Below are 14,089 nucleotides of genomic sequence, written 5' to 3' on the forward strand. Positions count from 1 at the left end.
CACGGCGACAAAACGGGAGCACCACTGATGGCGGCAAAAGATGAACTAGGGACCGACAGGGATCCGGACGCGCAGGGCGGGGGCGTGCAGTCCGTGGACCGGGCCCTGCAGATCATGGAAATCCTCGCCCGGGACGGGCACGCGGGCGTGAGCGAGATCGCCGAGGAAATGGGCGTGCACAAATCCACCGTCTCCCGGCTGCTCGGCTCCCTGGTCTCCCGGGAGATCGTGCGGCAAAACAGCGACCGCGGAAAATACCAGCTCGGCTTCGGCATCCTGCGCCTGGCCAGTTCCATCCCGGGCCGGCTGAGCCTGGTCCACGAGGCCCGCCCCGTCCTGGAACGCCTCGCGGACGAATACAAGGAAACCGTCAACCTCGCCGTTCTGCGTTCGAACTATGCGGTGAACGTAGACCAGGCCATGGGTCCGTCCACCCTGGCCACCTACGACTGGGTCGGCAGCCTCACGCCCCTGCACGCCACCTCCAGCGGCAAGGTGCTGCTCGCAGCACTCCCGGCCGAGGAACGCGCCGGAATCCTCAAAGCGGTCGGCCTTCCGGCCCGCACCCCGCGCACCATCACGGACCGCGACGCCCTGGAAACCCAGCTCCTCGACGTCTCCCGCGACGGCTACGCCGTGGTCCACGAGGAATTCGAAATCGGGCTCACCGCCATCGCCGTGCCCGTCTACAACCACCTCGGAACCGTCATCGGCGCCGTCAGCATCTCCGGCCCCGCCTTCCGCTTCGACCCGGAAAACACCCCCGGCCTCATCGAATCCCTCCGCGACGCCGGCCTGGGCATCAGCGCCAAAATGGGCTACACGCGCCGATAACCCCGGGCGGGCCGTAACTCCTTTTGGGGAAAATGCTGCCCTCTATCGTCCCCTCCCCGCCGCCGGTGCGCTAGGCCATGATCGGTTGTGCCCACCCGAAAGGGTAGGGGTGGGCGCTTCCTCCACCCTTGGGCGCCGGGCGAGTCATGTTCTTGACAATATGTGTGACGTCGCGCACTCTGTTGCATAAACCGAAACGCGTTGTTTAATGCGGAACACGAAGGATCCAGGTGTTCCGCGCCTCCTGACGAAAAAGGTGCTTCGCGCACACGCCCTGTCCGCTGGGGGCTCACTCCCCGGCGGTGTCGGCCCACACGCGCACCGTGCTTGGTTCCTGCCCCGCGGGGGTAGCCCTAGCTCGCCGTGCCTGAAGCCCCCAAGCATTCAGTAAGGAACCCTTTATGCCAACCAAAGGTGACGTCGCTCCCGATCAGGGCAGCAAAGGCAGACAATCGCCCCGCCGGCTCACGATGTCCGATATTAACGTCGTGGACCGGAAAATGCTCAAGAAGGCCCTTGGCGGCACGATCGTGGGCAACACCATGGAGTGGTACGACGTCGGTGTGTTCGGCTATTTGATCACCACCATGGGCCCCGTCTTCCTCCCGGAAGCGGACAGGACCGTCCAAACCCTGTTCCTACTCGGTACCTTCGCGGCAACCTTCGTCGCGCGCCCCATCGGCGGCATCGTGTTCGGCAGGCTGGGTGACAAGGTCGGGCGGCAGAAAGTGCTCGCGGCGACCCTCATGCTGATGGCGGCCAGCACCTTCGCCGTCGGCCTCCTGCCCGGCTACGCACAGATAGGCGCTTGGGCGGCCGCGCTGCTTGTACTCCTCAAGCTCGTGCAGGGCTTCTCCACTGGCGGCGAGTACGCCGGTGCCACCACGTTCGTGTGCGAGTATGCCCCGGACAAGCGGCGCGGCTTCTTCGCCAGCTTCCTGGACATGGGCTCCTACATCGGGTTTGCCCTGGGTGCCGCCCTGGTGTCCGTCCTGCAGGTCACCCTCGGCCAGGCCGCCATGGAGGAATGGGGCTGGCGGCTGCCGTTTCTGGTCGCCGGACCGCTGGGCCTGGTCGCCATTTACTTCCGGAACAAGATCGAGGAATCGCCCCAGTTCCAGGCAACCCTGGACGCGCAGGAGTCGGCCGCTGTCAAGGCGGCCGCAGCTGAAAAGGCTGCAGCCAAGGGATCGATGGGCATCATCAAGACTTACTGGCGCCCGATCGTGCTGGCCATGATCCTCGCCTGCGCGGCCAACACCGTTGGCTATGTCCTGACGTCCTACATGCCGACATACCTCACCGAATCCAAAGGCTACGATCCCATCCACGGCACGCTGCTGACCCTTCCGGTACTCGTGGTGATGTCCCTGTGCATCCCGCTCACGGGGAAGCTTTCGGACCGCATCGGCCGCCGGCCGGTGCTATGGATCGGCGCCGGGAGCACCGTTCTGTTCGCCATGCCTGCCTTTGTCCTGATTGGAATCGGTGACACCTGGTCCACCTTGGCAGGCCTTGCCCTGGTGGCCTTCCCCGTGACGTTCTATGTGGCCAACCTCGCCTCAGCACTGCCGGCGCTGTTCCCGACTTCGAGCCGCTACAGCAGCATGGGCATCGCCTACAACTTTTCCGTGGCGATCTTCGGCGGTACAACGCCCTTCCTCATCCAGGGCCTCATCAACGTCAGCGGCAACGACATGGCCCCGGCCTATTACCTCATGGCGACCTCGATCATCGGCGCGGCCGCCATCTATTTCCTCCGCGAATCCGCCCGCCGCCCGCTGCCAGGTTCCATGCCGAGTGTGGACACCGTGGCCGAGGCGCAGGAGCTGATCGCCTCCCAGTACGTGAACCCGCCCATCCGTTTGGATGACCTGCCCCGTGAGAAGTCGGGCGCGTCCTCAGCGGCGTGATCCCGGCAGGCCCCCGACCATCTTTGCAGCGGCGCCCATTTCGCACACTTCCGACTTCAGCCTCAACCAACCCAGGAATGGACAAATGATCGGTTCAGAAACTCTCAATGACTACCTCGGCAGGCTTGCATCACGGCAGCCCACCCCCGGCGGCGGCGCGGCCGCCGCTCTCCACGCGGCCCAGGGCGCGGCCCTGGTGGCGATGGTGGCACGCTTCAGCACCGGCGGCAAATATGAGCAGCACGCAGAGACAACGTCCAGGATCATCGGCGCCGCCGACGGCCTCATCGGCGAGACACTAGGGCTGGCCGACGCCGACGAAGCTGCCTTTCAGGCTGTCATCGCCTCTTACAAGTTGTCAGCGGCAAACGACACCGAGCGTGCGGCGCGGGCCGCGGCCATCAACGACGCACTTGCCCAGGCTGCCCAACCGCCGGCCCGGCTGATCCAGCTGTCAGGCGCCATCGTGGATCTTGCAGCCGAACTTCTGGACATTGCGAACCCAAATGTCATCAGCGACATTGCCGCAGCAGCAGACGCGGCCAGGGCCGCGGCGACCACAGCCCGCGTCAACATCGACATCAACGTCACCGCCATCAAGGACGCCCAGGCGCGCGCTGCCCTGGCCGAACAAACTGACGGCCTCGAAGAAAAAGTCGTGCTGGCGGCAGACTCGCTCGCACGCCAGGTACGGGAAAGGATCCTCCGATGACTGCATCCCTGCTCTCCGGCAAGCCCCTGGCCAAACTGATTCAGCAGCAGGTCCAAACCGAAACCAAGGCCCTGGCCGAAGAGGGCTCTTGCCCAACCCTCGCCGTTGTGGTTGCGACGGAGGACAGCTCGACGCACTGGTACGTGCGCTCCATCGAGCGCGCTTCTGAAAACGCCGGCATCAACTGCAGGATCATCGACGTCGGCCACGCCGCGACCGAACAGGTGCTCATTGCCGAGCTGGAGGACCTCAGTTCGCAGCCCTCCGTCCATGGAATCATCCTGCAGACCCCCTTACCCCCCGGAGTCAGAAGCCAGGAACTGGTCAAGCACATCTCTCCGGAGAAGGACATCGACGGGGCAAATCCGATGAGCCTGGGACTTCTCGCCGTGGGACAACGCGCGTTCGCCCCCGCCACGGCGCGCGCCGTCGTGGAGCTGCTGGACCATTTTGAAATCCCGCTAGCGGGCCGCAATGTCGTGGTGGTGGGCCGTTCCACCGTGGTCGGCAAGCCATTGTCCCTGTTGCTGCTGCAAAAGGACGCCACCACCACCGTCTGCCACTCGAAGTCCGGCCCTCTCCGGAAATATACCAGGGCCGCCGACGTCGTTGTTGTTGCGGCGGGCCGCGCCGGGCTGCTCACCGGGACGGATGTTTCGGAACATGCAGTCGTCATCGATGTGGGAACAAACGTCCTTTCCGACGGCTCCCTCGCCGGGGATGTCGATCAAGCCAGCGTCCACGCAGTAGCTGCCGCATTGACACCCGTTCCCGGCGGTGTCGGTTCAGTCACCACTGCCCTCCTTCTGCTCCACACCGCCGAAGCGGCCCGGGAACAGTTGCGGGCCGCCCGGATGCCGGTAGTCACACGGTGACGGAGGTGAAAAGCGGTATACAACCACCTGGGTGCCTTGATCGGAGCCATCAGCATTTCCGGCCCGGCCTTCCGTTTCGATCCGGAAAAGACCCCGGGACTGATCGAAGCCCTCAAAGACACGGGGCTGCAGGCTAGCGCCGGGATGGGCTACACCGGCTGTTAAGGCATCAGCGTCCATGGGGAGGCTAAGGAAGCTGCCGGACGCCAGGACGCACGCCGCACGCCGGCAGCGCTCAGAGGTCCTCTCCGAGCCGGTTGGTGAGGATCCGGTTGGCGTTGACCTGCAGGATGCCCAGCGATTCTTGGATCAGGGGTGAGGCGATGCTGCCCCTGCGCACCGCGGCGACAATGCGGCGCGTGGGTTTCGCCTTGCCGGTGATGCGTAGCCGAACCACGTTTTCGGCGCCATTCAAAGGCGCCAGCCGCGGCAGCAGGCCGACGCCCAGCCCCGCACCCACGAACGCGATGTGGGTTTCCCATTCAACGGCTTCATGGGCAATCCGCGGTGTCACTCCGACTGCCGTGAACGCCGCGGTGAAGAGGGTGTGGTAGGTGGAACCGGCGGCCGCCGTGATCCAGGGTTCCGATGCCAACTCTTCAAGCGTCGCTGTTTGCCGTGATGCCAGCGGATGGTCACCGGGAATGATCACGTCCAGTGGATCGTCGAGCAGGACTCTCTGCTCGAAGCGCGGATCGTCCTCACCATAAGTGTCGGACTGCATGGCGACGATAACTGCCAGGTCGATTCGTTCGGCAATCAACAGGTCGAAGCAGCGGGCGGGATCAGCCTCAAGAACCTGCACCTCCAGCAGGGGGTGTGTCGAGCGCAGGGTGGCGGCCAGCGGTGCGAGCAACTGGGCGGCTGCAGAGGAGAATCCGCCGAGACCAAAGTGGGACTGCACCTGGTCGCCGGCCTCCATGGCTGCGGCGCGCAGGCTCTCCCACTGGGCAATGAGCGGATCCGTGCCCGCCACGAGAAAGCGTCCCGTGGCGGTAAGCCGCAGGCCCCGGCCGTCTTTCGTCAGCAGCTGCATTCCGAGCACGCGCTGGAGCTCCCGCAGTTGCGCGGAGACGGCAGAGGGAGAATAACCCGTGAGCTCCGCGGTGGCGCCTATGGTGCCGCACCGGGCGAATACGCGGAGTGTGATGAGCCTCGCATCAATCATGCACCTATTCTGCACGGTTATCTTCAAAAGTTTGCGCTTTTGTTGCAGCTAATGCGTCCCTAATCTCATCAGTACAAGCTCTTCGATCACGTCGCTAGCACCCATGCATCAGCACCCATGCACCCGTGGTCATCACGCAACACCCACTACCCAGGCCTCCCGGGAGGAAACCCATGACTGCTTCAGTGAACGTGCCCCTCAATTCACGCGGAAAACTCGCTGGATCATTGCCTGCCGAGCAGCTGGCAGAAATTACCGCGTTGTTTGAGTTCCGGCGCACCGGCTACTCCCTCGATGCCCCCTTCTACACCGACCCGACGATATTCAAGATCGACATGGAAGCCATTTTCGGCCAGCACTGGATCTTTGCCGCCAGCACCGCCGAACTTCCGGAGCCGGGCGACTACGTCACCGTCGACTACGGGCCCTACTCCCTGATTGTGCTGCGCAACGACGACGGCGGCGTGAACGTCCTGCACAACGTATGCCGCCACCGCGGCGCCCGCGTTCTCACCGAAGCCGCCGGGTCAACCGGGAACCTGGTTTGCGGCTACCACTCCTGGACCTACTCCCCGGAGGGCAACCTGATCCATGCCTCCGCGCCGGGGGAAACGAAGTTCGACAAGAGCTGCTTCGGCCTCAAGCGCGCCCACGGCCGCGAGGTCGCCGGACTTATCTTCGTCTGCATTGCGGATGAACCGCCGGTGGACTTCGACGAAACCGCAAAGATCTTTGAGCCCTACCTCGCGCCCCACGATCTCTCGAAGACAAAAATCGCCTACCAGCAGAACATCATCGAAGAGGGCAACTGGAAGCTCGTCATGGAGAACAACCGTGAGTGCTACCACTGCGACGGCCACCCTGAGCTCGCCTGCTCCCTCTTTCCCACCTGGGGCCTGACGGAGGGCCTGATCCCGCCCCATCTTGAGGAAGTGTGGAACCGGAACAAGGAGGCCCAGTCCTCGCTCGAGGAGCGGTGCCGCCGCTATGGCCTTCCCTATGAGGTCGTCGAGCAGCTTGACACGCGCATCGCGGGAATCCGCATCTCTCGGGAATCACTCGACGGAGACGGTGAATCGTTCTCGCCCGACGGGCACAGGCTCTCCAAGAAGCTGCTCGGCGACTTGCCCGACTTCCGCCTTGGCCGCTGCTCGATGCACCTGCAGCCCAACAGCTGGTTCCACTTCCTCGGCGACCACGTCATCACGTTCGGCGTCTTCCCCATCAACGAACACCAGAGCCTCGTACGCACCACCTGGCTGGTGGCTGACGACGCCGTGGAAGGCGTCGACTACGACCTGGAGAAACTCACCTACACCTGGAAGCAGACGAACCTGCAGGACAAGGCGTTCGTGGAGCTGTGCCAGCAGGGCGCCGGCAGTCCCGCCTACGAGCCCGGTCCCTACATGAAGAGCGAATACCAGGTCGAGGCATTCATCAACTGGTACGTGCAGCGCGTCCAGGAGCACTTGGCATGATTGAACTCCTCACTGAAACGGCCACCCAGGAACCACAGCGGATTCGCGGTCTTGAAATGCCGTGGAACAGGGTGATGGGCAGCAACGAGGGACCCGCCCGGGCAGCCCGCGCATTGGGGCCCTGGCATCCGCAGGAGTTCATGGCCGAATGCGTCGAGACCGTTCCCGAGGCCGGCGCGATGATGACCTTCGTGTTCCGCCGCTGCGACGGTGCGCCCCTGGCGTTCCGTGCGGGCCAGTACGTGAACGTCGCATTTCCCGTCAATGGCGAGGACCAGGAGCCGGTGGACCGCAGCTACTCGCTGTCCAGTTCGCCTACCGAGCCGTGGACCTTCAGTATTACCGTCAAGTGCGACTCCACGGGGCTGGTCTCGCCATGGGCGCACGCGAACGTCAAACCCGGCACCGTTCTTGAGATGCTGGGACCGGTGGGAGCATTCCACCTGCCCGATGCCGACCGCCGGGCCCGGTACCTCTTGCTTGCCGCCGGCGCAGGCATCACTCCCATCATGTCCATGGTGCGGACCATCCACGCCCTGCCCGGACACGCCGATGTTGTGGTGCTCTATCACGGCTCGGATGCTGGAGGCTTTGCCTTCCACCGGGAACTGGCCTATATCGCCTCCGTGGACTCACGCATCAAGGTCTACTACTCCCTGGGCGACCGCGGTGTACCGGAGGGGTGGGAAGGACTCAGCGGAAGGCTGACGGCGGCCATGCTCGAGGAGGTGGCCCCGGACGCCAACGGCCGCCACGTGTACGCATGTGGTCCTGAGGGTTACCTGAACACCGCCACCGAGCTCCTCAAGAAGGTCGGTGTGGACGACACATCCATCTACATGGAGTTCTTCTCCGGAGACCGCCAGACCCTCCTTGAATACCAGGCGGAGGTGGCTCTCGCGGCCGACTTCGCGGAAGAGATCGCCGAGGAGATCGCCGAATCCGCCGAGGACTACTTTGAAAGCCAGCCCGCTGCGTTCGGCCTCTACGAGCCTGGTTACGACGCCGACGGAACCCTGCAGGCCGCGGGGCTGCCGCTGGAAATCGTCGACCCGAAGGCGCCCGGCTCCGACGCCTCCGCCGAGACCGCGGGCGGGGAGCCGGAAGCCGGTTCACCTGATGCCTCGAGCTTCGACACCGTGGGTACAGGCAGCCTCACCATGTCCTTCACGCGTACCGGCATCAATGTGCGGATCGACCCCAGCGAGCGCATCCTCGAGGTGGCCCAGCGTGCAGGCGTCAGGATTGGCGCGAACTGCAAGGAAGGCATGTGCGGCTCCTGTAAGGTCGTCAAGCTTTCAGGGGAGATCGAGATGAACCACCAGGGCGGGATCCGGGCACGGGAAATCTCTGCAGGCAAGTTCCTGCCCTGCTGCTCCATCGCGCAGACGGACCTGGTGATCGATGCCTAACCCCTGTTCGGGCCCACTGTCAAGGCGCAGCCGAAACCCCTGAAATAGGGCTAAAAAATTCGGAAAAACATTGACAGGTCACTGTGATTCGCGCCACGCTGTTGCTTATTACGAGACGTGTTGATCTTTGCGGAACAACCGGCTCGATCAAAAGCGAAGCCCACTCTGGTTACCGATTGCCAGGAAGCTCAACCTTCCGCCCGGCCGGGGGACGCCGGGGTACAACGCCAGCCCATGAATTCAACCCAAAGGACTTGACATGGCTTTGAACAGCGACATCCGCCCGGATGCCCAACCCCCCCTGGAGCTGGAGGAGCACACACTCGTTCCTGCGCCGCAGAACCTTCCTCCCTCCCACGACTCACACGACGCGGAGGACACCCAGCAGATCCTCCAGGAACTCCGACAGAGCAAGACTGAACGCGCGGTGACGGAACGTCGCAACCGCACGCTTGTGCTGGACAAGTGGACCTTCGGCATCACCGGCGTCATCGCCCTGGCCTTCGTCGCGTGGGGCTTCCTCGGCCGGGACAGCCTGGCCGCGGTCTCCACGGATGTCCTTGGCTGGGTCATGGAATACACTGGCTGGCTCTTCATGGTTCTGGCCTCGCTCTTCGTCGTCTTCGTCCTGTGGCTTGCACTCGGCAAGTTTGGAAACATACCGCTGGGCAAAGACGGGGAGAAGCCTGAGTTCCGGACCATTTCCTGGGTAGCCATGATGTTTGCGGCCGGCATGGGCATCGGGCTCATGTTCTATGGCGTGGCAGAACCGCTGTACCACTACGTCTCGCCGCCGCCCGGGACAGTAGACGGACGGACCCCGGCGGCCATCCAGACCGCCATGGCCACTTCCATCTTCCACTGGACCCTGCACCCCTGGGCCATGTACGCCGTGGTTGGCATTGCCATGGCCTACGGCACTTACCGTCTCGGCCGCAGGCAACTCATATCGGCCGCGTTCACCTCGCTCTTTGGCATCAGGATGGTCGAGGGGCCGGTCGGCAAGTTCATCAATATCCTGGCCATTTTCGCCACCTTGTTCGGCACGGCCGCGTCCCTTGGCCTCGGTGCTCTCCAGATCGGCAGCGGCCTCACCTCCAACGGCTGGGTCGGAGAGATCGGCACGCCCGTGCTTGTGGTGATCGTCGCCATCCTCACCTCCTGCTTTGTGGCCTCTGCAGTTTCCGGCATCAGCCGCGGCATCCAGTGGCTGTCCAACATCAACATGGTCCTGGCCGTCCTCCTCGCCGTCATCGTCTTCGTGGCCGGGCCCACGCTGTTCATCCTTAACCTGATTCCCGCCGCCGTGGGTGACTACGCGCGGGACCTGGCGACAATGTCCTCGCGGACGGAAGCCGTGGGTGACGAGGCATTGCGTACATGGTTGTCGGGCTGGACCATCTTTTACTGGGCCTGGTGGGTGTCCTGGACGCCGTTTGTTGGCATGTTCATCGCCCGTATCAGCCGCGGACGCACCATCCGCCAGTTCGTCACCGGCGTTCTGCTGGTTCCCAGCATTGTCAGCGTGATCTGGTTCGGAATCTTTGGCGGTACCGCTTTCGGCATCCAGCAGCAGGCCGACAAGACGGACAACCCTGCCGATGGGCTCGTCTCCCTGGTCGACGGCGCCCCGTCCATCGACTTTGATGGCGCCCTCTTCGACCTGGTCAAGAATCTCGGCCTGCCGGCCGGGGCCACGGCTGCGGTCATCATCCTGGCCATGGTCCTGGTGGCAATCTTCTTCATCACCGGCGCCGATTCGGCCTCCATCGTCATGGCCTCCCTGAGCTCCAACGGTTCCAACGAACCTCGCCGCGGCCTGGTCATCTTCTGGGGCGTGCTGACCGGCGCAGTTGCAGCAGTCATGCTGATGGCCGGTGGAGATGAGCCGTCCGAAGCGCTGTCCGGGCTGCAGCGCATCACCATCGTTGCTGCCCTGCCCTTTGTGCTGGTCATGCTGCTTCTATGCCTCGCCTTGGCCCGCGACCTGCGACGGGATCCGCTGGCCCTGCGGCGCAGGCTCGCCACAAGCGTCGTCGAGCGGGCCATCCGGACCGGCGTGGACCAGCACGGCGGCGTCCATTTCGACCTTGTGACCAAACATGAATGCGGCCAGCGCTGTTCGGACGACGGCCCCTGCGCCGCTTCGCCCGCTGATACCCAAGTCCCCGCAAAGAACCAGGAGTAGACCATGACCACAGTCCTCGAGGGCCGCCCCACCGGTAACGCGACGGCGGAAGCCGGCGCGGTCCCCAGCGTCCGCAGTACTGGCACCGCACAGTACGTCCTCACCCTTGCGTGCCCGGAGCGCCCCGGAATCGTCCGGGCCATCACCGCATTCCTCGCTGATCGCGGCTTCGACATCGTTGAACACCAGCAGTTCGATGATCACATGAGCGGCAAGCTCTACCTGCGCACGGCCTTCACTCCGGGAGACAAGGAAGTTTCCGCGGAAGGCCTCAGTGCGGAGTTCGCAGCCATTGCCGATGAATTCGACATGGATTTCCGCATCCACGACGGCCGCCCGCAGCGGCTGCTGGTCATGGTGTCGAAGTTCGGCCACTGCCTGAACGATCTCATCTTCCGCTGGCGGGCCGGCAGTCTGGGTGCGGAGATCGCCGTCGTGGTTTCCAACCACGAGGACCTCCGGGCCATGGCCGAGGCGGCCGGCCTCCCGTTCATCCACGTGCCGGTGACGGCCGGCACCAAGCCGGAAGCCGAGGCCCGCCTGCTCGAGCTGGTGGCCGAATACCAGGCCGACCTCGTGGTGCTGGCGCGCTACATGCAGGTGCTGTCCAATGACCTGTGCAGGGAACTTCGCGGCCGGGCCATCAACATCCATCACTCGTTCCTGCCCGGCTTCAAGGGTGCCAAGCCGTACCACCAGGCCTACGACCGCGGAGTAAAGCTGGTCGGCGCCACCGCCCACTATGTCACCGCGGACCTCGACGAGGGACCCATCATCGAGCAGGAGGTCTTCCGGGTGGACCACGCCCTGGACCCGGACGCGCTGGTGACAGTGGGCAGGGACGCGGAGACCCAGGCGCTCTCCCGCGCGGTGAAGTGGCACTGCCAGCACCGCGTCCTGCTCAACAAGACCCGCACCGTCGTATTTCGTTAAATTCCCGCTAGCGCGAACCAGGAGAACCACACACCATGAGCGCATCACCACGCGTCGTCATCATCGGAGCCGGCATCGTCGGCACCAACCTCGCGGATGAACTGTCCAGCAGGGGCTGGAACAACGTCACCGTCGTCGAGCAGGGCCCGCTGGAATTGGCCGGCGGCTCCACCTCGCACGCCCCCGGCCTGGTGTTCCAGAACAATCCGTCCAAGACCATGACGGAATTCGCCACGTACACGGTCAACAAGCTGCTCTCCCTGAGCCAGGACGGCCAGTCCTGCTTCAACCAGGTGGGCGGCCTGGAACTGGCAACCACTGCCGAGCGCCTCGCCGACCTCAAGCGCAAGATGGGCGTGATGAGCTCCTGGGGCGTCGAAAGCCGGATCGTCGACGCCGACGAATGCGAAAAGATCTACCCGCTGCTCAACACTGGCAAGCTCACCGGCGGCCGCGAGGTCCTGGGCGGCCTGCTCATCCCCACCGACGGGCTGGCCCTGGCTGCCCGTGCCGTGCAGTTGCTGATCGAGCGCTCCCGCGAGCGCGGCGTGACCTTCCGCGGCTCCACCACCGTCACCGGCATCTCCCAGTGGGGCGGTCAGGTCACCGGCGTCGAGACCTCCTCCGGCGTGATTCCCGCCGACATCGTGGTCTCGTGCGCAGGCTTCTGGGGCCGTGAGCTCGGGAAGATGATTGGCCTCGAGGTTCCGCTGCTGCCGCTGGCCCACCAGTACGTCAAGTCCACTCCCCTGCCCGAACTCAAGGGCGTGAACGAACTTCCCGACGGCGCCGAGAAGCCTATCCTCCGATACCAGGACAAGGACCTGTACTACCGCGAATGGGGCGAGCGCATCGGCATCGGCAGCTACGCCCACCGCCCGATGCCGGTGGACATGTCCGCCCTGCCGAAGGTGGCCGCTGAGGAGATGTCCGACCACCGCATGCCTTCGCGCCTGGACTTCACCCTGGAAGACTTCGTGCCCGCGTGGGAAGACAGCCAGGACCTGCTGCCGGCACTGCGCAGCGCCGCGATCGAGGACGGCTTCAACGGCATCTTCTCCTTCACGCCCGACGGCGGCCCCCTGATCGGCGAAGCCCCTGACCTCTCCGGCTTCTTCGTTGCCGAGGCCGTGTGGGTGACGCACTCCGCAGGTGTGGCCAAGGCCGTGGCGGAGCTGCTCATCGAGGGCCGTTCCCGCACCGACCTGCATGGCACCGAGCTCACCCGCTTCGAGAAGGTGCAGACGTCCGACGACTACGTCAGCGAGACCTCGCAGCAGAACTTCGTGGAGATCTACGACGTCCTGCACCCTCTGCAGCCCAAGGAGTCCCCGCGGGACCTGCGCGTCAGCCCGTTCAACGTCAGGCAGAAGGAACTCGGCGCCTTCTTCCTCGAGTCCGCCGCCTGGGAGCGCCCGCACTGGTTCGAGGCCAACCGCGCGCTGCTGGACGAACTGCCCGCCGAATGGCAGGCGCCGGAACGCGAGCCCTGGGCGGCCATGTTCTCCTCCCCCATCTCCGCGGCCGAAGCGTGGAAGACGCGTACCGCCGTCGCGCTTTACGACATGACGCCGCTGAAGCGGCTGGCCGTCAACGGACCCGGCGCCCAGGCGCTGCTGCACCGGCTGAGCACCGGCAACATCGCCAAGAAGCCCGGCGCCGTCACCTACTGCCTGCTGCTGGAGCACGACGGCGGCATCCGCAGTGACGTGACCGTCGCCCGGCTCGGGGAGGAGGACTTCCAGCTCGGTGTGAACAGCAACGTGGACTTCGACTACCTGCGCGTTGAGGCCCGGAAGCAGTCGGCCGCCGATCCCGCGCAGTGGGTGCACGTCGCCGACATCACGGGCAGCACCTGCTGCATCGGCCTGTGGGGACCGCTGGCCCGCGAAGTCATCGGCAAGGTCAGCGCTGACGATCTCACCAACGACGGCCTGAAGTACTTCCGCACCAAGGAAATTTCGGTGGGCGGCATCCCCGTCACGGCCATGCGGCTGTCCTACGTGGGTGAACTCGGCTGGGAGCTGTACACCACCGCCGAATACGGACTCAAGCTCTGGGACCTGCTCTTCGAGGCGGGCCAGGAGCACGGCATCATCGCCGCCGGCCGCGGTGCCTTCAACAGCCTGCGCCTGGAGAAGGGCTACCGCCTCTGGGGCACGGACATGACCACCGAGCACCACCCGTACCAGTCCGGCCTCGGCTTCTCGGTGGCCAAGGACAAGGAAGGCTACGTCGGGGCGGGCGCTCTGGTGGCCCGCAAGGAACAGCCCGCCGAGAAGGTACTGCGCTGCCTGACGGTCGACGACGGCACGTCCATCGTGCTGGGCAAGGAACCGGTGTACGTGGGCGGCGAGGCGTCCGGCTACGTCACCAGCGCGGCGTACGGCTATTCGATCCGCAAGCCGATCGCCTACGCCTGGCTGCCCGCAGCCGTTTCCGAGGGCGACGCCGTGGAGATCGAGTACTTCGGCCGCCGGGTGGCCGCCACGGTCACTGCGGAGCCCCTGTTCGACCCGGGCATGGAGCGCCTCCGCGGCTGACCGTCCAGCCACCCGTGACAGAACGGCCCCGCT

General features: G+C 64.8%; 10 protein-coding genes and 1 pseudogene. 10 read left to right on the forward strand and 1 reads right to left on the reverse strand.

All coding sequences use genetic code 11. The features are described from left to right. Window positions 1–27: 27 nt before the first annotated feature. The 5 genes and pseudogenes from BM372_RS02265 to BM372_RS02285 all read left to right on the forward strand — a co-directional run. Window positions 28–834: an IclR family transcriptional regulator gene (locus tag BM372_RS02265; protein WP_090951221.1), complete on the forward strand. Its 807-nt coding sequence runs from the start codon at window positions 28–30 to the stop codon at window positions 832–834. A 401-nt stretch (window positions 835–1,235) separates the two neighbouring features. Further along, entirely contained in the window at window positions 1,236–2,747 is a 1,512-nt protein-coding gene (locus BM372_RS02270; protein WP_090951224.1) for an MFS transporter, read from the forward strand. A gap of 85 nt (window positions 2,748–2,832) precedes the next feature. Continuing rightward, window positions 2,833–3,459, forward strand: a complete 627-nt coding sequence (locus BM372_RS02275; RefSeq protein WP_090951226.1) for a cyclodeaminase/cyclohydrolase family protein — start codon at window positions 2,833–2,835, stop codon at window positions 3,457–3,459. Beyond that, window positions 3,456–4,334 carry a bifunctional 5,10-methylenetetrahydrofolate dehydrogenase/5,10-methenyltetrahydrofolate cyclohydrolase gene (locus tag BM372_RS02280; protein ID WP_090951229.1) on the forward strand — a complete coding sequence of 293 codons (879 nt, stop codon included), beginning with the start codon at window positions 3,456–3,458 and terminating at the stop codon, window positions 4,332–4,334. The genes BM372_RS02275 and BM372_RS02280 overlap by 4 nt, the downstream gene beginning before the upstream one ends. Before the next feature lie 15 nt (window positions 4,335–4,349). Beyond that, window positions 4,350–4,499, forward strand: a pseudogene (locus BM372_RS02285) (IclR family transcriptional regulator C-terminal domain-containing protein); the annotation flags it as partial. Window positions 4,500–4,569: 70 nt separating this feature from the next. On the opposite strand, the gene BM372_RS02290 reads toward BM372_RS02285, so the two are convergent. After that, the gene (locus BM372_RS02290) at window positions 4,570–5,502 is read right to left on the reverse strand and encodes a LysR family transcriptional regulator (protein ID WP_090951232.1); all 933 of its coding nucleotides are present in this window, start codon (window positions 5,500–5,502) and stop codon (window positions 4,570–4,572) included. A gap of 173 nt (window positions 5,503–5,675) precedes the next feature. On the opposite strand from BM372_RS02290, the gene BM372_RS02295 reads away from it, so the two are divergent. The 5 genes from BM372_RS02295 (at window position 5,676) to BM372_RS02315 (ending at window position 14,056) form a co-directional block, all read left to right on the forward strand. Beyond that, window positions 5,676–6,980: an aromatic ring-hydroxylating oxygenase subunit alpha gene (locus tag BM372_RS02295; protein WP_090951235.1), complete on the forward strand. Its 1,305-nt coding sequence runs from the start codon at window positions 5,676–5,678 to the stop codon at window positions 6,978–6,980. After that, window positions 6,977–8,392, forward strand: a complete 1,416-nt coding sequence (locus BM372_RS02300) for a ferredoxin reductase (protein WP_090951237.1) — start codon at window positions 6,977–6,979, stop codon at window positions 8,390–8,392. Before BM372_RS02295 ends, BM372_RS02300 begins: the two co-directional genes overlap by 4 nt. Before the next feature lie 259 nt (window positions 8,393–8,651). Then, window positions 8,652–10,580, forward strand: a complete 1,929-nt coding sequence (locus BM372_RS02305; RefSeq protein WP_090951239.1) for a BCCT family transporter — start codon at window positions 8,652–8,654, stop codon at window positions 10,578–10,580. 3 nt (window positions 10,581–10,583) lie between these two features. Beyond that, window positions 10,584–11,513 (forward strand): formyltetrahydrofolate deformylase, encoded by a 930-nt coding sequence (gene purU / locus BM372_RS02310; protein WP_090951242.1) that lies wholly within the window; start codon window positions 10,584–10,586, stop codon window positions 11,511–11,513. Between the two features lie 35 nt (window positions 11,514–11,548). Next, a complete protein-coding gene (locus BM372_RS02315; RefSeq protein ID WP_090951245.1) occupies window positions 11,549–14,056 on the forward strand; it encodes a GcvT family protein in 2,508 nt (835 codons plus the stop codon). The last annotated feature ends 33 nt before the right edge of the window (window positions 14,057–14,089 follow it).

Source organism: Arthrobacter sp. ov118 (assembly GCF_900116495.1).
GTDB lineage: Bacteria > Actinomycetota > Actinomycetes > Actinomycetales > Micrococcaceae > Arthrobacter.

Bases quoted from the DNA above. Each gene is read 5' to 3' on its own strand.
- BM372_RS02265 (WP_090951221.1), top strand. From the start codon at position 28: ATGGCGGCAAAAGATGAACTAGGGACCGACAGGGATCCGGACGCGCAG.
- BM372_RS02270 (WP_090951224.1), top strand. From the start codon at position 1,236: ATGCCAACCAAAGGTGACGTCGCTCCCGATCAGGGCAGCAAAGGCAGA.
- BM372_RS02275 (WP_090951226.1), top strand. From the start codon at position 2,833: ATGATCGGTTCAGAAACTCTCAATGACTACCTCGGCAGGCTTGCATCA.
- BM372_RS02280 (WP_090951229.1), top strand. From the start codon at position 3,456: ATGACTGCATCCCTGCTCTCCGGCAAGCCCCTGGCCAAACTGATTCAG.
- BM372_RS02290 (WP_090951232.1), bottom strand. From the start codon at position 5,502: ATGATTGATGCGAGGCTCATCACACTCCGCGTATTCGCCCGGTGCGGC.
- BM372_RS02295 (WP_090951235.1), top strand. From the start codon at position 5,676: ATGACTGCTTCAGTGAACGTGCCCCTCAATTCACGCGGAAAACTCGCT.
- BM372_RS02300 (WP_090951237.1), top strand. From the start codon at position 6,977: ATGATTGAACTCCTCACTGAAACGGCCACCCAGGAACCACAGCGGATT.
- BM372_RS02305 (WP_090951239.1), top strand. From the start codon at position 8,652: ATGGCTTTGAACAGCGACATCCGCCCGGATGCCCAACCCCCCCTGGAG.
- purU (WP_090951242.1), top strand. From the start codon at position 10,584: ATGACCACAGTCCTCGAGGGCCGCCCCACCGGTAACGCGACGGCGGAA.
- BM372_RS02315 (WP_090951245.1), top strand. From the start codon at position 11,549: ATGAGCGCATCACCACGCGTCGTCATCATCGGAGCCGGCATCGTCGGC.